At 72.0% G+C, this 17,539-nt stretch carries 16 protein-coding genes; 9 read left to right on the top strand and 7 right to left on the bottom strand.

Annotated elements, in window-relative coordinates; genetic code table 11:
* Positions 1–36: 36 nt before the first annotated feature.
* The gene (locus ACGFW6_RS30140) at positions 37–189 is read right to left on the bottom strand and encodes a hypothetical protein (RefSeq protein ID WP_093747204.1); all 153 of its coding nucleotides are present in this window, start codon (positions 187–189) and stop codon (positions 37–39) included.
* 206 nt (positions 190–395) lie between these two features.
* Here ACGFW6_RS30140 and ACGFW6_RS30135 point away from each other — a divergent pair, with 206 nt between their 5' ends.
* Entirely contained in the window at positions 396–1,289 is an 894-nt protein-coding gene (locus ACGFW6_RS30135) for an NYN domain-containing protein (protein ID WP_393516640.1), read from the top strand.
* Here ACGFW6_RS30135 and ACGFW6_RS30130 read toward each other — a convergent pair.
* Positions 1,286–2,167 carry an alpha/beta fold hydrolase gene (locus tag ACGFW6_RS30130; protein ID WP_393516637.1) on the bottom strand — a complete coding sequence of 294 codons (882 nt, stop codon included), beginning with the start codon at positions 2,165–2,167 and terminating at the stop codon, positions 1,286–1,288. The two genes, ACGFW6_RS30135 and ACGFW6_RS30130, sit on opposite strands and share 4 nt — an antisense overlap.
* Positions 2,168–2,844: 677 nt before the next feature.
* Positions 2,845–5,349, bottom strand: coding sequence for a DEAD/DEAH box helicase (locus tag ACGFW6_RS30125; RefSeq protein ID WP_393516634.1), 2,505 nt, complete (start codon positions 5,347–5,349; stop codon positions 2,845–2,847).
* Between the two features lie 474 nt (positions 5,350–5,823).
* Between ACGFW6_RS30125 and ACGFW6_RS30120 the strand changes: the two genes are divergently transcribed.
* Complete coding sequence (locus tag ACGFW6_RS30120; RefSeq protein ID WP_393516631.1) at positions 5,824–6,579, top strand: ferritin-like fold-containing protein; 756 nt, start codon at positions 5,824–5,826, stop codon at positions 6,577–6,579.
* Positions 6,580–6,637: 58 nt separating this feature from the next.
* Here the strand turns inward: ACGFW6_RS30120 and ACGFW6_RS30115 are convergent, their stop codons facing one another.
* From ACGFW6_RS30115 to ACGFW6_RS30100, 4 genes are all read right to left on the bottom strand, one after another.
* Entirely contained in the window at positions 6,638–6,907 is a 270-nt protein-coding gene (locus ACGFW6_RS30115) for a hypothetical protein (protein ID WP_393516628.1), read from the bottom strand.
* Between the two features lie 195 nt (positions 6,908–7,102).
* A complete protein-coding gene (locus ACGFW6_RS30110; protein ID WP_147993573.1) occupies positions 7,103–7,330 on the bottom strand; it encodes a DUF3107 domain-containing protein in 228 nt (75 codons plus the stop codon).
* Between the two features lie 151 nt (positions 7,331–7,481).
* The gene (locus tag ACGFW6_RS30105) at positions 7,482–8,123 is read right to left on the bottom strand and encodes a TetR/AcrR family transcriptional regulator (RefSeq protein WP_393516625.1); all 642 of its coding nucleotides are present in this window, start codon (positions 8,121–8,123) and stop codon (positions 7,482–7,484) included.
* A gap of 244 nt (positions 8,124–8,367) precedes the next feature.
* Positions 8,368–8,592 (bottom strand): hypothetical protein, encoded by a 225-nt coding sequence (locus tag ACGFW6_RS30100; RefSeq protein ID WP_393516622.1) that lies wholly within the window; start codon positions 8,590–8,592, stop codon positions 8,368–8,370.
* Between the two features lie 286 nt (positions 8,593–8,878).
* On the opposite strand from ACGFW6_RS30100, the gene ACGFW6_RS30095 reads away from it, so the two are divergent.
* The 7 genes from ACGFW6_RS30095 (at position 8,879) to ACGFW6_RS30065 (ending at position 17,372) form a co-directional block, all read left to right on the top strand.
* Positions 8,879–9,910, top strand: a complete 1,032-nt coding sequence (locus ACGFW6_RS30095; RefSeq protein WP_393516619.1) for an alpha/beta fold hydrolase — start codon at positions 8,879–8,881, stop codon at positions 9,908–9,910.
* 8 nt (positions 9,911–9,918) lie between these two features.
* Entirely contained in the window at positions 9,919–11,676 is a 1,758-nt protein-coding gene (locus ACGFW6_RS30090; protein ID WP_393516616.1) for a DUF3152 domain-containing protein, read from the top strand.
* 56 nt (positions 11,677–11,732) lie between these two features.
* Positions 11,733–11,825, top strand: coding sequence for an Ms4533A family Cys-rich leader peptide (locus tag ACGFW6_RS30085; protein ID WP_393516614.1), 93 nt, complete (start codon positions 11,733–11,735; stop codon positions 11,823–11,825).
* Positions 11,826–12,030: 205 nt separating this feature from the next.
* On the top strand, positions 12,031–13,749 hold the full coding sequence (locus tag ACGFW6_RS30080; protein WP_393516611.1) for an ABC transporter substrate-binding protein: 1,719 nt from the start codon (positions 12,031–12,033) through the stop codon (positions 13,747–13,749).
* A 4-nt stretch (positions 13,750–13,753) separates the two neighbouring features.
* Positions 13,754–14,740 (top strand): ABC transporter permease, encoded by a 987-nt coding sequence (locus ACGFW6_RS30075; RefSeq protein WP_393516608.1) that lies wholly within the window; start codon positions 13,754–13,756, stop codon positions 14,738–14,740.
* Positions 14,737–15,726, top strand: coding sequence for an ABC transporter permease (locus tag ACGFW6_RS30070; protein WP_393516605.1), 990 nt, complete (start codon positions 14,737–14,739; stop codon positions 15,724–15,726). Before ACGFW6_RS30075 ends, ACGFW6_RS30070 begins: the two co-directional genes overlap by 4 nt.
* On the top strand, positions 15,723–17,372 hold the full coding sequence (locus ACGFW6_RS30065; protein ID WP_393516602.1) for a dipeptide ABC transporter ATP-binding protein: 1,650 nt from the start codon (positions 15,723–15,725) through the stop codon (positions 17,370–17,372). Before ACGFW6_RS30070 ends, ACGFW6_RS30065 begins: the two co-directional genes overlap by 4 nt.
* Positions 17,373–17,539 lie beyond the last annotated feature (167 nt).

Here is a 17,539-nt window from a genome sequence, read left to right as displayed (position 1 = left end):
CGGGGGCTTCGAAGCTTCTTCGGTGCTCCGCGGCTGTTACGAGGCCGTGGTCTCGGCGGGTCGGATCCACAGTCGCTGCCCCGTCGCGGCGGCCTGCTGAACGATCCGGTTGACGGAGGCGGCGTCCACGACGGTGCTGTCCACGGGCGTGCCGTCGAACTCGTCGAGTCGCATGATTTCGAAGCGCATGGCTTCTCCCTTCGTCTGGTCATCCTCCTGAGGAGAACTACTCGGTTACACACCTAGGTAACGTGCTTCACGTTACAAACATTCCCTACGCTAAAGAAATTTTTCGAACGACTAACTACCGACCGGTAGGTGATGCGTCGACGATCAAGAGGAGACTGACCGGGACCGGTTGTGTTCGCAGCGTGACCGCCGGGACAATGGAGGTGATGAACGACGACCTCGGCGCACTCTCCGCCCGCATCGACCGCACCAACGAGCTGCTGCAACGCATGCTCGCCGAGGTGGCGAAGACGCCTTCGACCCATGCGATCTTCGTGGACGCGGGCTATCTCTACGCGGCCGCGGGGCGGCTGGTCGCCGGCACCGAGGACCGCCGCGCCTTCGACCTGGACGCCGAGGGCCTGATCGAGGCGCTCATCGACCGGGCCCGCACGATCTTCGCGGACAGCAGGCTGCTGCGGGTCTACTGGTACGACGGCGCCCGGCGCCGCATCCACACCGCCGAGCAGCAGTCGATCGCCGAGCTCCCCGATGTGAAGGTGCGCCTGGGGAACCTCAACGCCAACAACCAGCAGAAGGGCGTCGACTCCCTGATCCGGACCGATCTGGAGTCCCTGGCCAGGCACCGCGCCATCAGCGACGCGGCGCTGCTCGGCGGGGACGAGGACCTGGTGTCGGCGGTCGAGGCGGCCCAGGGGTACGGGGCGCGGGTGCACCTGTGGGGGATCGAGGCACCGGAGGGCCGCAACCAGGCCGAGCCGCTGCTCTGGGAGGTCGACAGCCAGCGCACCTTCGACCTCGACTTCTTCAAGCCGTACGTCTCCCGGCGCACGGCCGCCGCCTACGAGGGGGCGGGGCCCCGGCCCTCGCGGGAGGACGTCCGCTTCGTCGGCGCGCAGATCGCGGCGAAGTGGCTCGCGGCGCGCGGCCGGGAGTCACTCGTGGAGCTGCTGCCCGGGCATCCCTATCTGCCCGGGTCGGTGGACCAGGACCTGCTGGTGGAGGCCGAGGGACTGCTCCAGTACTCCCTGCGCGGGCAGGCCGATCTGCGGCGCGCGTTGCGCGACGGGTTCTGGGAGCATCTGCAGGCGCAGTACTAGCTGCGGGCGAGGCTGTCCCAGAAGTCGGCGACCGCCCGGGCGGTGGGCAGCGGCTGGTCGGCGTTGGGGGAGTGCTCGGCGCCCGGGATGACCGTGCGGCGGGCCTTCAGCCGTACGGCCATGTCGTCGAGCATCGGGACCGGCCAGGTGTCGTCGCTGGCGCCGGACAGGACGTGGAACGGCAGCGGCAGGGCGGCGAGTTCGTCGACGCGATCCGGCTCCGTGGTCAACTGCCGTCCCGTGGCGAGCAGTTGGGCGGGCTTCGTGCCGAGCCAGCGGCGCCGCAGCAGGTCCTGGCCGCCGATGCCCTTGGCCGGACCGCCGACCTCCTCGGGCGGACCCATCGCGAGGATCGCCTCCCAGGTCTCGGCCATCGTCATCACCGCGAGCGCGTCCCGCAGGAGTTTCACGCGCTGCTGCTGGGAGTCGGAGATCCGGGCGGGGCCCGACGCCATGAGGGTGAGTGACCGGAACGGCGTGTGGTCGATGAGGACGGCCGCGCGGGCGATCTGGCCGCCCAGCGAGTGACCGAAGAGGTGCAACGGGGTGTCGCGGGCGCCGAGGGCCTCCGCCTGCGCCAGGACGTCCCTCGCCAACTCGCCCCGCGCGTAAGCCGATTCGTCGTCCTCCGGGCCGTCCGACTCGTGCTGTCCGCGTCCGTCCACGGCGATCGTGCGGTAGCCGCGCGCCGCCAGCGGCTCCTGCATGAGCGTGAAGTCCTCCTTGCTGCCGGTGAATCCGGGGAGCAGCAGGGCGGTGCCCCGGGCGTCGATGCCGGCGGCGACGGGGTGGTCGACGACGGCGAAGGCGCCGCGGGAGGTGTCGAGGCGGTAGGCACGGGCGTTCGGCGGCGGGGTGAAGGCGGGTTGGGTGGTCACGAGGGGGAGGGTAGCCGGTGCCCTCGAACTCCCCGTGCCCTGCCGACGGAAGGATCGTGGCAGCACGGGCTGAAGCGTGGATCCGGGGGGTTCCCGGCGGTGCTGTGGGCGGCCGTGGCACCGTGCCTCCGCGCCGCGGACACCCACGCGACCGAGTGCGCCGGGCAGGGCGGACTGGGGGCGGACTGGGGGGCGGCGTACGGGGAGCGTGGGGCTGGTGCGTCCCCGGTGGGGCTGTGGGCGGCCAGGGCCTCAGGCATGGGCTCGGACGAACGGTGGGACGACGACGGCCCGGGCCCGTGCGGGGTGGTTCTGGGGCGGCGGGTGGGGCTGGTGAATGCCCGGGCGGTGGTGTGGGCGGCTCGGGTCGCAGGCTCCCGTGTGGGCGAGTGGTGGGACGACGACGGGTTCGGCTCGCGGGGGGTGGTTCCGGGGCGGCGTGTGGGGCTGGCGTCCCCGGGCGGTGCTGTAGGCCCCGGGTCGCAGGCGGCCGTGCGGGCGAGTGGGGGGGACGACGACGGGTCCGGGCTCGCGCGGGGTGGTTCTGGGGCGGCGTGTGGGGCTGGCGTCCCCGGGCGGTGCTGTAGGCCCCGGGTCGCAGGCGGTCGTGCGGGCGAGTGGGGGGACGACGACGGCCCGGGCCCACGGGAGGTGGGACCGGGCCGTCGTACGGGAGATCAGCTCTCCGTGGGCTCGGCGGCAGCCGCGACCTTGCGGGTCCGGCGTGCCTTGGGCTTGGCCTCCGTGGCCTCGGCCGTGCCGTCGGTGGTCTCCGCGGTGGCGGCGGCCTTGCGGGTGCGGCGGCGCGGGGCCGGGGCGTCGTCCGCCGTCGGCTCCTGGGTGGCCTGGGCCGGGATCTCGGCGATCTCGGCGGCCTTGGTGGACGCCGCGGTCTTGCGGGTCCGGCGCACCTTGGGCTTGGCCTCCGCCGCCTCGGCGGTGTCGACCGCGGTCTCCGCGGCAGCCGTGGCCTTGCGGGTACGGCGCGGCTTGGCCTCGGCGGCCTCCGGCTCCACCACGGTCGCGGCGGCCTTACGGGTACGGCGCGGCTTCGCCTCCGTGCCCTCGGCCGTGTCCGCGGCAGCCTCGGCGGTGGCCGCGGCCTTGCGGGTGCGGCGTGCCTTGGGCTTGGCCTCGGTCGCCTCGGCGGTGTCGACCGCGGTCTCCGCGGCGGCCGTGGCCTTGCGGGTGCGGCGCGGCTTGGCCTCGGTGGCCTCCGGCTCCTGGGCCGTCTGGACCGGGATGTCGGCGGCGGGGGCCTCGGCGGTGGCCGCGGCCTTGCGGGTGCGGCGTGCCTTGGGCTTCGCCTCGGTCGCCTCGGCCGTGTCGACAGCCGCCTCCGCCGTGTCGGCAGCCGCCTCGGCGGTCGCCTTGCGGGTCCGGCGGCGCGGCTTGGTCTCCGCGGCCTCCTGCACCGCCTCGGCGGTGTCCACAGCGGTCTCCGCCGCGGCCGTCGCCTTGCGGGTGCGGCGGCGCGGCTTGGTGGCGGGTGCCTCCTCCGGCTCCGCGGCCTGCGCTGCCGTTGCGGGCTCCGACGCCTGCACGGCCTCTGCCACGGGGGCCGCGGCCTCCGTCACGGGCGCCACGGTCTCCGCCGAAGTCGCCTGCGGCTCCGCCGACTTGCGGGTGCGGCGGCGGCGCGGCTTGGCCGGGGTCTCGTCCGCCGTGTCCAGGGACGGGCCCTCGGCCGTCTCGACGACGGCCTCAGCGGCGGTGGTGGCCGGGGCCGCCTCCGACACCGCTCCGTTACGGGTACGGCGACGGCGACGCGGGGTGCGCGAGGCGGTGCCCGACTCGGCCGGGACGGCCTCGGTCGTCTCCTCGACGGTGGCGGAGCCGTTGGCCGGCGCCGACGTCGCGTCCAGCGGGGAACCGCCGCGCGTACGGCGACGGCGACGCGGCGTACGTGCCGAGCGCTCACGGTCGGGCGAGGACGAACGGGACTCGTCCCGGCCGCCCCGGCCTCCGCGACCGCGCGCACCGCGTCCGCCGGTCTCGCCGAGGTCCTCGACCTCCTCCGCCGCCAGCCCGGCGCGCGTGCGCTCCGAGCGGGGCAGAACACCCTTGGTGCCCGCGGGGATCTTCAGTTCCTCGAAGAGGTGCGGGGACGTGGAGTACGTCTCCGGCGGGTCGTTGAAGCTCAGCTCCAGCGCCTTGTTGATGAGCTGCCAGCGCGGGATGTCGTCCCAGTCGACGAGCGTGATCGCCGTACCCGTGTTGCCCGCGCGGCCGGTACGGCCGATGCGGTGCAGGTACGTCTTCTCCTCTTCCGGCGACTGGTAGTTGATGACGTGCGTGACACCCTCGACGTCGATGCCGCGCGCGGCGACGTCGGTGCAGACGAGGACGTCCACCTTGCCGTTGCGGAAGGCGCGCAGCGCCTGCTCGCGGGCGCCCTGGCCGAGGTCGCCGTGGACCGCGCCGGAGGCGAAGCCGCGCTGCTGGAGCTGGTCGGCGAGGTCGGCCGCGGTGCGCTTCGTACGGCAGAAGACCATGGCCAGTCCCCGACCGTCGGCCTGCAGTATGCGCGCGACCATCTCCGGCTTGTCCATGTTGTGCGCGCGGTAGACGTGCTGCGCGATGTTCGCGACCGTCACGCCCTCGTCGTCCGGCGCGGTGGCGCGGATGTGCGTGGGCTGCGACATGTAGCGGCGCGCGAGGCCGATGACCGCGCCCGGCATGGTCGCCGAGAACAGCATGGTCTGGCGGCGGGCCGGCAGCATGTTGATGATCTTCTCGACGTCGGGCAGGAAGCCCAGGTCGAGCATCTCGTCGGCCTCGTCGAGGACGAGCGCCTTGATGTGCTTGAGGTTGAGCTTCTTCTGGCCCGCGAGGTCCAGCAGGCGGCCCGGGGTGCCGACGACCACGTCGACGCCCTTCTTGAGGGCCTCGACCTGGGGCTCGTAGGCACGGCCGCCGTAGATGGCGAGAACGCGGACGTTGCGCACCTTGCCGGCGGTCAGCAGGTCGTTGGTGACCTGCGTGCACAGCTCACGCGTCGGGACGACGACGAGCGCCTGCGGGGCGTCGGTGAGCGCGTCGGGCGCGGCGCGGCCGGCCTCGACGTCGGCGGGGACGGTGACGCGCTCCAGGAGCGGGAGACCGAAGCCCAGCGTCTTGCCGGTGCCGGTCTTGGCCTGGCCGATGACGTCCGTGCCGGAGAGGGCGACGGGGAGGGTCATCTCCTGGATGGGGAAGGGATTGACGATGCCGACGGCCTCAAGGGCCTCGGCGGTCTCGGGAAGGATTCCGAGCTCTCGGAAAGTCGTAGTCAGGGTGCTGCCTCTTCTGTGTGCGCGGTGCGAGGCGAGCGCGGGGGGTCTTTGACGGACCGTGCCGGGGACGTCGGCTGCCTTACGGGCTGGCCGTAGGGCACGGGACCACTGCCGACGCTCTAGCGCTCGTACCGCTGAGGGTGTCCCTCCGGTCGTCGTACGCACTGTGCCGTACGACCGGGGAGGGCTGTCGGGTCGGAGCCGATCGGGCCACCGACCGGGCATCCTCATAACGCGCGGCCCGTCGAGATACGTCTGAGTACTCAGCGGGCGCATTACCACCATACCCCGGAAACGCGCACATGCGATGGCCGAATTGGTCACGTAGTCGGCGTCACAGTGATTGACCAGGGACTTCCGTGACGCGACGGGCGGGCTATTGTGCGCTTCATGACGACGCCTGACCACACCTCTGACGCCTCCGACACCGCCGTAGAACACACCGGGGTCGCCGCCCAGGACTGGGCGCGGGCCTCCGCCGATCCGCAGTACCGGGCCGCTGTCGTGGACCTGCTCGGCGCGCTGGCCTACGGGGAGCTGGCGGCGTTCGAGCGGCTGGCGGAGGACGCCAAGCTGGCGCCGACGCTGGCGGACAAGGCGGAGCTGGCGAAGATGGCGTCGGCCGAGTTCCACCACTACGAGAAGCTGCGGGACCGGCTGACCGAGATCGGGGCCGAGCCGACGCAGGCGATGGAGCCGTTCGTCGCCGCCCTCGACGGCTTCCACAAGCAGACGGCACCCTCGGACTGGCTGGAGGGGCTCGTCAAGGCGTACGTCGGCGACTCGATCGCCAGCGACTTCTACCGGGAGGTCGCGGCGCGCCTCGACTCCGACACGCGCGGGCTGGTGCTCGCCGTCCTCGACGACACCGGGCACGCGTCGTTCGCCGTCGAGAAGGTACGGGCCGCGATCGACGCCGATCCGCGCGTCGGCGGGCGGCTCGCGCTGTGGGCGCGGCGGCTGATGGGGGAGGCGCTGTCGCAGTCCCAGCGGGTGGTCGCCGACCGTGACGCGCTGTCGACGATGCTGGTGGGCGGTGTCGCGGACGGCTTCGATCTGGCCGAGGTCGGAAAGATGTTCTCGCGGATCACCGAGGCCCACACGAAGCGGATGGCCGCGCTGGGGCTCGCGGCGTAGCTCCCACGGCCCCGGGGCCGGTGGCGTCAGGGATCCGGCGGCCGCTGGTTCTCGGGGTCTACGCGGTCGCCGAGTGGCGGCGCAGTCTTCCCGCCGGGCGGACCAGCAGGGAGAGGGAGGCGGCGGAGACGACCGCCGCGCCGATCAGGATCACGAAGAGGTTGCCGAAGTCGAGCGCGGTGTGCGTGATGAAGGCGCCGAAGAGGGCGCCCGCGACACCTGTCGGGAGGACCAGCGAGCGGGCGGGCAGCCGGTGCGGCAGGCGGCGCGCGGCAGCCCAGGCCAGGGCGAGGCCGAGGATCGCGGAGCTGATCGCTTCCAAGAGCATGTTGGGGTCCCTCCCACATGGCCGGCCTGCTCGAAACGGTCGTAGCCCGTCATACCCCTGACCTGCGGAATGCAATCCTCCTCCGTGATCGGGCCGTGCGCCATTCGTGGCGGGGGAGGGGACGAGCGAAAACGGGAGGGCCCGGCGACTGGTGTCGCCGGGCCCTCCCGTGATGTCTGCCGCGTCGGCGCCCTGTCAGAGCGCGCCGAAGCCCACCTTGCGCGGAGCCGGCTCGCCGAGCTCCACGTAGGCGAGGCGGTCCGCCGGGACGAGGACCTTGCGGCCGTGCTCGTCCACGAGGCTGAGCAGCTGCGTCTTCCCGGCCAGCGCCTCGGACACCGCCCGCTCGACCTCCTCGGCACTCTGACCGCTCTCCAGAACGATCTCGCGGGGCGCGTGCTGCACGCCGATCTTGACCTCCACGGCTATGTCCCTCCGACGGTCAGTGAAGTGCGCGACCTTCCGCGCCGTACCCAGCACACATTAGCCCGGTGAGGGGACCTACACGCTCCGACCAAGAACGCCAACAGCGAACAGTGGGCGGGAACAAACGTGCCCGGGGGCGAGCCCGGCGTCAGTGGTGCTCGATGCCGTGCAGCGGGAAGCCCGCGATGCCACGCCACGCCAGCGACGTCAGCAGCTGCACCGCCTGGTCGCGCGGGACGCTGCGGTCGCTGTGCAGCCAGGAGCGCGCCACGACCTGCGCGAGGCCGCCGAGGCCCGAGGCCAGCAGCATCGACTCGGCGCGCGAGAGGCCGGTGTCCTCGGCGATGACGTCGCAGATCGCCTCGGCGCACTCGTTCGTGACCTTGTCGACGCGCTCGCGCACGGCGGGCTCGTTGGTCAGGTCCGACTCGAAGACCAGGCGGAAGGCGCCGCCGTCGTCCTCGACGTACGCGAAGTACGCGTCCATCGTCGCCCGCACGCGCTGCTTGTTGTCGGTCGTCGACGCGAGGGCGTGGCGGACCGCCTGGATCAGTGACTCGCAGTGCTGGTCCAGCAGGGCGAGATAGAGGTCGAGCTTGCCCGGGAAGTGCTGGTAGAGCACGGGCTTGCTGACGCCGGCGCGCTCGGCGATGTCGTCCATCGCGGCAGCGTGGTAGCCCTGCGCGACGAAGACCTCCTGAGCGGCGCCCAGCAACTGGTTCCGTCGGGCACGGCGCGGCAGGCGCGTGCCTCGCGGGCGTGCCGCCTCTGTCTGCTCGATGGCTGTCACGCCGCCTCCCAATGTCGTCCACATGCGGTGTGCGCCGCGCGGCCATCGTACTTTTCGGTAACCCTGGTGTGCGCGGTGCGAGCGCAGAATTTCACGGACCGGACGGTGGCGAAAGTCGCGCACAGCGTTTGAAACCCGGGCAGAGCGGGCAGCATACGGCCTCTCTCCTGCTCAGCGGCACTCTCACGGGTGGTCGTCCTGTGTCACCCGCGATCATTCTCTGTCACCGATGGTCAGTTCGCGGTCACCGGTAGTCGTCCTCGTCGATGGAGACGACACGTGCCTGCTCGATCAGATCGGCCTCGTTCGCCCGGTCCCGGTCCGCGTCGGTCAGTTTCTCGTCGCGGTCGCGCCGGACGTCCGCCTGCTGCTCGGCCGCGTCGGCCGCGGGGGCCTCGACGTCGAACTCCTCGGACTCGTCGGTTTCCTCGTCCACGAAAGTGTCGGGGTCGGTCGGATCGACGGCCATGGCGGGCTCCCTTCCTAGAACGTCCCCGGGGGGACGGCGTCCCTGGGTGCGCCAGGGGTCCACATCCGGGTGCCCTGCGTACGAGCCTAGGAGACACCGGTTTCGCACGCTATGCGATCCGCCGGGGGATCTGCGTCAGGAGCCGGTTCGGGGCCCGGCGGTCTCCGGGCTGCGTCACTCAGGGCAGTGCGCGTGTCCGGTTCCCACTCGTCCGGATGCCATGTACGTGTCGACTTGTGACGGCGAACACATGAACCACTGCGTGATCGTCTCGTAACATTGCCGCATGTCTTCGACCGAGCTCCCGTCCGCGCCGGCCGCCAGCGCGCTCCCCAAGGTGGCGACCGTCCGGGTCGCGGAGGGTGAGCGGCTGCGATCGGTCGGACTGCCGGGGATCACGCTGACGGTGCGGGCCAGACCGCCCGCGCGCGAGGGGCTGGCGCCCGCGCTCTACGTCCATGGACTCGGCGGTTCCTCGCAGAACTGGTCGGCGCTGATGCAGCAGCTGGAGGGCGAGGTCGACGGCGAGGCGGTCGACCTGCCGGGCTTCGGCGACTCACCGCCACCGGACGACGGCGACTACTCGATCACCGCGCACGCACGCGCGGTGATCCGCTATCTCGACTCCTCCGGCCGCGGCTCCGTGCACCTCTTCGGCAACTCGCTCGGCGGCGCCGTCACCACGCGTGTCGCAGCCGTGCGTCCCGACCTCGTCCGGACGCTCACCCTGGTGTCGCCCGCGCTGCCGGAGATCCGCGTCCAGCGCACCGCCGTGCCGACCGGCCTGCTCGCGGTGCCCGGGGTGACCGCGCTCTTCACCCGCTTCACCCGGGGATGGACGGCGGAGCAGCGGGTCCGCGGCGTGATGCACCTCTGCTACGGCGACCCCGGCCGCGCCACGCCGGAAGGCATCCGCAACGCGGTCGAGGAGATGGAGCGCCGGCTCCAGCTGCCGTACTTCTGGGACGCCATGACGCGTTCCGCGCGCGGGCTGGTCAACGCGTACACCCTCGGCGGCCAGCACGCGCTGTGGCGCCAGGCCGAACGGGTGCTGGCGCCGACCCTGCTCATCTACGGCGGCCGGGACCAGCTCGTGGGCTATCGCATGAGCCGCAGGGCCGCACACAGCTTCCGCGACTCCCGGCTGCTGACTCTGCCGGACGCCGGGCACGTGGCGATGATGGAGTACCCGGGGATCGTCGCCCGGGCGTTCCGCGAACTCCTCGTGGAGACGGGGCAGTCGCCGGCCGTGAACCCGCGTGAGCGGGTGAGCGCAGCCGGTCCCGGCGACGCCGCGTCCGAGAAGTCGGGGAGCTGAGGGGCGACGTGGGACGCCACAGCCGTCGCGGGTCGGGCGCCAAACGCGACACCGCGGACACCGCGGACACCACCGCACGACAGAGCGCACGGGGTGCGCAGCCGGACCCGGGCGCTGCCCAGCGAGGGCCGTCCGCGCCCGGTGCGGGTCCCAGCACGGGGCCTGGTGCGGGCCCTGGTGCCGCCGGACCCGGGAGGGTTCCGGGCCCTCGCCCCGGCCCGGCTCCGACGCGGCCGGGGATGCCGGCGTACGGGGGACAGGGCTTCCCCGACGGCACTCCCGCCCACGGTTTCCCGAGGCTGCCGGACGGCACACCGGCCCGCGGAGTTCCGAGGCTGCCGGACGGCACACCGGCCCGCGGAGTTCCGAGGCTCCCCGACGGCACGCCCGCCCAGGGTTTCCCGAGACTGCCGGACGGCACGCCAGTCCACGGCACGCCGAGGCTCCCCGACGGCACGCCCGCACGCGGCGTGCGCCGGTTCTCCGACGGGACCCCTGCCCGGGGTGTGCCCCGGTTCCCCGATGGCACGCCCGCGCGCGGCGTCCCCCGCTTCCCCGACGGCACGCCCGCGCAAGGCGTGCCCCGGTTCGCGGACGGTACCCCCGCCCATGGCGTGCCCCAGGCCCGCGGCAGCCACCCCGAGCAGCGTGAACCCGGCGGTGGCTGGGGTGAGTTGAGGGGCCGTACGGGGGTCGCGTCCGTCACTCCGGGGGCGGCCGGGGCGCCGCCCGCGACCGGTGTTCCGCTGCCGCGCCCCCGGCGGGCGCCGCGCTCCGAGGGACCCCGGCAGGACTACGTCGACGCCTTCGACGAGGACGTCGACCTCTTCGCGCCCAGGACGGTCGAGACCGGGCACGCCTCGGGCGCGTACGGCTCCGTCACCGACCGGGACACCGGCATCGCCCCCGACGTCGACGACGACGCCCCGCCGACCGGTGTGCCCGCGGCGGCGCAGGGCGGCAAGGGACGGGCCTTCACCGGTATCGCCGCTGCCGCCGTCGTCACCGTGCTGGCGGTCGTCGTCGCAGGTCAGGTCACGAAGGGGCGGGACGACGGCGACACCCAGTCGCAATCCGCCACCGACCAGGCCCGCGACGCACGGGACTCCGCCTCGCGCGGGGACGGACGGCCGACGCAGTCCGGCTCCGAGGCCGTGGCGCCGCTGACGTACGCCCAGAAGATGGCCGTGACGTACCCGCTCGGCGCGACCCTCAGGGGCCCGGGCAAGTTCGACGCGATACAGGGAGTCGACAAGGCGCCGGGCACGGGGCAGAAGTTCACCTACCGCGTGGATGTCGAGAAGGGGCTCGGTCTCGACGGCGAGCTGTTCGCCGACGCCGTGCAGAAGACACTCAACGACGACCGGAGCTGGGCCCACAACGGCGCCCGCACCTTCGAGCGCATCTACACCGGCAAGCCCGACTTCGTGATCACGCTCGCCAGCCCCGGCACCACCGCCGACTGGTGCGCCAAGTCCGGACTCGACACCACCGAGGACAACGTCTCGTGCGACTCGGCCTCCACCGAGCGCGTCATGATCAACGCCTACCGATGGGCACAGGGCTCCGAGACGTACGGCGACGACCGCATCCTCGAGTACCGGCAGATGCTGATCAACCACGAGGTCGGCCATCGGCTCGGCTTCGGCCATGTGACCTGCGACAAGGACGGCGAGCTCGCCCCTGTCATGCAGCAGCAGACCAAGTTCCTCGACCACGACGGGATCCACTGCCGGGCCAACGCCTGGGCGTACCCCGGGAGTTGACGGGTGACTCCGACGTCACATTGACATGCGCAGCGAGATCATCCATATTTCTGCACATGTCGTCCCGTCACGCCTCCTCTCGCGCCGCCATCGAGCTGGCGCTCATCGGCGTGACCGCTCTGTGCGTGGCCGACATTCACTGTCGCTGACGCTCGCCCCTGGCGTTCGCGTCGCGATCTCTTTCCCTCCCGTGATCACGTGACTCCTGTGTCCCGTGGTGTGCTCGCGGGTGCCTGACGACCCGACGGTCCGACGCCGGGGCAGACGTCTGCTCACTTCTGTCTCACTCCGCGTCACTCTGTCTCGCCATTCGGTACGCCCGGCGAGATCCGTCAATCCGAGAGGTCGTCTCCGATGCGTCAACCGTCCGTCATAGCGCGCCGCGTGGCCGCGGCATCCGTCAGCCTGGTCGTGGCAGCGGGCGCCGTCGCCTGCGGCCCTGAGGACAACGATGCCAAGAGCGCCGGCGGCGACTCCACGCCCCACAAGGGCGGCACGCTCACGGTCCTGAACTCCAACCCCCAGCAGGACTTCGACCCCGCCCGGCTCTACACCTCCGGCGGCGGCAACGTCCCCTCCCTGGTCTTCCGCACCCTCACCACCCGCAACCGCGAGAACGGCGAGGCCGGCGCGAAGGTCGTCCCCGACCTCGCCACCGACACCGGGCGCCCCAACAAGGACGCCACCGAGTGGACGTACACCCTCAAGGAGGGCCTGAAGTACGAGGACGGCAGCCCGATCACCACGGCCGACATCAAGTACGGCATCGAGCGCTCCTTCGCGCCCGAGCTGTCCGGCGGCGCCCCCTACCTGCGGGACTGGCTGGTCGGAGCGGCCGACTACCAGGGGCCGTACAAGGACAAGAAGGGCCTGTCGGCGATCGAGACGCCGGATGCGCGGACGATCGTCTTCCATCTGAACAAGCCGGAGGGCGAGTTCCCCTATCTCGCCACGCAGACGCAGTTCACGCCGGTCCCCAAGGCCAAGGACACCGGCACGAAGTACGAGCAGCACCCGGTCTCGTCGGGGCCGTACAAGGTCGTGACCAACGAGAACGACGGTGAGCGGCTCGTCCTGGAGCGCAACACGCACTGGTCCGCCTCGACGGACGCCGAGCGCAAGGCCTACCCCGACAAGGTCGACGTACGGTCCGGGCTCGACTCCTCCGTGATCAACCAGCGGCTGTCCGCGTCCCAGGGGACGGACGCCGCCGCGGTCACCACCGACACCAACCTCGGCCCGGCCGAGCTCGCCAAAGTGACCGGCGACAAGGAACTGGCCGCCCGCGTCGGCACGGGGCACTTCGGCTACACCAACTACATCGCCTTCAACCCGAAGATCAAGCCGTTCGACAACGCCAAGGTGCGCCAGGCGATCTCGTACGCCATCGACCGGTCCTCGGTCGTCAACGCCGCCGGCGGCTCCGCGCTGGCCGAGCCCGCCACCACCTTCCTGCCGAACCAGAAGTCCTTCGGCTACACCCGGTACGACCACTTTCCGGCGGGCGACGCCGGTGACGCGGCCAAGGCCAAGGAACTGCTGAAGGAGGCCGGGTACGCCAAGGGGCTCACCGCCACCCTGACCCACTCCAACGCCAAGGACTTCGAGACCAGCCCCGAGATCGCGACCGCGATCCAGGACGCGCTGAAGAAGGCCGGCATCACCGTCAAGCTCCAGGGCCTGGAGGAGAACGACTACTCCGACAAGATCCACAACGTGAAGACCGAGCCCGGGTTCTTCCTCGCGCACTGGGGTGCCGACTGGCCCTCCGGCGGTCCCTTCCTCGCCCCGATCTTCGACGGCCGGCAGATCGTCGAGGACGGCGCGAACTTCAACACCGGTCTGCTCGACGACAAGTCGGTCAACACCGAGATCGACGCGATCAACAAGCTCACCGACCTCGACGCCGCCGCGAAGCGCTGGGGCGCCCTGGACGCGAAGATCGGCGAGCAGGCGCTGACCGTGCCGCTGTTCCACCCCGTCTACAAGCGGCTGTACGGCAAGGACATCAAGAACGTCGTGATCAGCGACTGGACCGGCGTCCTGGACATCTCCCAGGTCGCGGTGAAGTAGCGCCGTGAGTGAGGCAGTTCTCGCCGTCGAGGCTCCCCGGGCGTCCGCCCCGGGGGCCTCGGGGGCCCGTCAGTTCTGGCGGCGGCTGCGGACGCAGCGCGCCGCCCTCGTCGCGGCGGTCGTCGTCGCGCTGCTCGTCCTGGTCGCGCTCGCCGCACCCCTGCTCACCGCGATCGAGGGCCAGGACCCGACCACGTACCACCCGACCCTGGTGGACTCCGCGCGCGGTGGCGTGCCCATCGGCTCGTTCGGCGGCGTCAGCGCCGACCACTGGCTCGGCGTCGAACCGCAGACCGGGCGGGACCTGTTCGCACGGCTGGTGTACGGCGCCCGGGTCTCCCTCGGCGTCGCGCTGGCCGCGACGGTCGTCCAGGTCGCCATCGGCGTGACGGTGGGCGTCGCCGCCGCGCTCGGCAGCCGCTGGGTCGACCAGGTGCTCAGCCGGTTCACCGACGTCATCGTCGCGATGCCGCTGATGATCATGGCGCTGGCCCTGCTCGCGATCGTGCCGTCGAGCTTCCCGCGACCGGTGCTGGTCGCCCTCGTCATCGGCCTGATCGCATGGGGCAACATCGCGAAGATCGTGCGCGCCCAGACGCTCACCCTCAAAGGGCTCGACTACGTCGCCGCCGCCCGGCTCAGCGGCTGGGGCACCTGGCGCATCGCCCGCCGCGAACTGCTGCCCGGCATCGCCGCACCCGTCATCACCTACGCGGCGCTGCTCGTCCCGGCCAACATCACCGTCGAGGCCGCCCTGTCCTTCCTGGGCGTCGGCGTGAAGCCCCCGACGCCGTCCTGGGGGCAGATGCTCACCGCGGCCGACGTCTGGTACCAGGCCGCCCCGCAGTATCTGCTGCTGCCCGCCGGGGCGCTCTTCGTGACCGTCCTCGCCCTGACCGTCCTCGGCGACGGCGTGCGCACGGCGCTCGACCCGCGCGCGGCGTCCCGGCTGCGCATCGGCACCGGTCGCAAGAGGGAGGCCAAGGCATGACCGGCTTCCTCGTGCGCCGCGTTCTGGGCGCCGTCGTCACCCTGTTCGCCATCTCGGTGATCGTCTACGTCGTCTTCTACGTCACCCCCGGCAACGTCGCCCAGATCACCTGCGGCCCACGCTGCTCGCCCGCCCAGGTGCAGCAGGTCGCCGAGCAACTGCACCTGAACGACCCGCTGTACGCGCGCTACTGGGACTTCCTCCAGGGCCTGGTCGCCGGCCAGGACTACTCGACGGGCACGTCCGTGCAGCACTGCTCGGCGCCCTGCCTCGGGCTGTCGTACCAGAGCGACCAGCAGGTCACCGCGCTGATCCTGGCGAAGCTCCCGGTCAGCCTGTCGCTCGTGTTCGGCGCCATGGTGCTGTGGCTGATCCTCGGCGTCGGCACCGGCGTCCTGTCGGCGTGGCGCCGCGGCCGGCTCTCCGAGCGGCTGCTGACCGGCATCACGCTCGCGGGCGTGGCCACGCCGGTCTTCGTCATCGGCCTGGTCCTGATGATCGTCGTCTGCGGGCAGCTGCAACTGCTGCCGTTCCCGCAGTACGTCGCCTTCAGCGACGACCCCGAACAGTGGGCGTGGAACCTGCTGCTGCCCTGGTTCTCGCTCGCCCTGATCGAGGCCGCCGCCTTCGCCCGGCTGACCCGGGCGTCGATGCTGGAGACGCTGGCCGAGGACCACATCCGCACCTTCCGCGCCTACGGCGTCGGCGAGCGGTCGGTCATCGGGCGGCACGCGCTGCGCGGAGCCCTCGCGCCGGTCATCGCGCTGAACGCCAACAACTTCGGCGGCGCGGTCGGCGGCGCGGTGCTCACCGAGACGCTCTTCGGCCTGCCCGGCATCGGACAGGAACTGGTCCACGCCGTCAACGTGGTCGACCTTCCGGTCGTCGTCGGCATGGTCCTGGTCATCGGGTTCTTCGTGGTCGTCGCCAACGCCGTCGCGGACGTGCTGTACGCGGTGGCCGACCGACGGGTGGTACTGGCATGAGCGACATCGAGAAGGCTCCCGCGCGCGGGCTCGTCGAAGTGAGCGGCCTGACGGTCGACTTCGGCGATCTGCGTGCCGTCGACGGCCTCACCTTCCGGCTGGAGCGCGGCGCCGCCCTCGCCCTGGTCGGCGAGTCGGGCTCCGGCAAGTCCACGGTCGCCTCGGCCCTCCTCGGGCTGCACCGGGGCACGGGCGCGCGGGTCGGCGGCTCGATCGGCGTCGCCGGGGTCGACGTACAGCAGGCGTCCGACGACGAACTGCGGCGGCTGCGCGGCGGCAAGGCCGCGATGGTGTTCCAGGACCCGCTGTCGTCCCTGGATCCCTACTATGCGATCGGCGACCAGATAGCCGAGGTGTACCGCGTGCACGCGCGGGCCTCGCGACGAGCGGCACGCGCGCGTGCGGTCGAGGTGCTGGACCGGGTCGGCATCCCGGACGCGGTACGGCGATCCCGGTCCCGTCCGCACGAGTTCAGCGGCGGTATGCGCCAGCGCGCGCTGATCGCCATGGCGCTGGCGTGCGAGCCCGATCTGCTGATCGCCGACGAGCCGACGACGGCGCTCGACGTGACCGTCCAGGCCCAGATCCTCGACCTCCTGCACACGCTCCGCGAGGAGACCGGCATGGGGCTCCTGCTCGTCACCCACGACGTCGGAGTGGCCGCCGAGAGCGTCGACGAGGTGCTGGTGATGCGGCACGGGCGGGCGGTGGAACACGGGCCGGTCGACGACGTCCTGGGGACACCCGCACGGTCGTACACGCGGGAACTGCTGGGCGCGGTGCCCCGGGTGGACGTGCCGCGCAGGGCTCGTGAGGCGGAGGCCGCCGTGGCCGCGGAGGTCTCCCCGGCAGCCGGGGCGGTCCTCGAGGCGACCGGTCTGCGGCGTGAGTTCGGGCGCGGGAAGCGGGCGTTCACGGCGGTCGACGACGTGTCGCTGACCATCCGCCGCGGCGAGACCCTCGGCATCGTCGGGGAGAGCGGCAGCGGCAAGACGACCCTGGGACGCATGCTGGTCGGGCTGCTGGAGCCGACGGCGGGCGAGGTGCGCCACGACGGGCACGTGCGCGTGGGCGTGGATCCGGCCGTGCAGATGGTCTTCCAGGACCCCGTCTCCTCCCTCAACCCGCGCCGCACCGTGGGCGAGTCGATCGCCGACCCGCTCCGCGCACGGGGTGCACTGGAGGAGGGACGCATCCGGGGGCGGGTGCGGGAGCTGCTGGAGCGTGTGGGGCTCGAAGGGGCGCACTACGACCGCTACCCGCACGAGTTCAGCGGCGGTCAGCGCCAGCGCGTCGGCATCGCGCGGGCGCTCGCGGCCGACCCGCGCGTCATCGTCTGCGACGAGCCCGTCTCCGCGCTGGACGTCACCACCCAGGCCCAGGTCGTCGCGCTGCTGGGCGAGTTGCAGCGCGAACTCGGCCTTGCGCTCGTGTTCGTCGCCCACGACCTCGCCGTCGTGCGCCAGGTCAGCGACCGGGTCGCGGTGATGCGGCGCGGGCGGATCGTCGAAGAGGGACCGGCCGACGAGGTCTACGACCATCCGCAGGACCCGTACACCAGACGGCTCCTGGCCGCCGTACCGGCACTCGATCCGCGGATCGCCGCTCAGCGGCGGGCCGCACGACGGGAGTTGGCCGCTGTGTGACCGTCCGGTCCGTCCGTGCAGTTCAGGTGTGACGATCCGTGCGCACTTGATCTCCTAGCGCGACGGAACGCGACCCGCACGGGAAAGTTACGACCGTTCACCCCTTTTGGTGGCGCGATGGACAACCGTCCGTCGCGCCACCGCCTTGTCCGCATACGTTCGTCCCG

The organism is Streptomyces sp. Y7 (assembly GCF_043195415.1).
Classification (GTDB): domain Bacteria; phylum Actinomycetota; class Actinomycetes; order Streptomycetales; family Streptomycetaceae; genus Streptomyces.
This window is presented reverse-complemented; position numbering and strand designations above follow the sequence as displayed.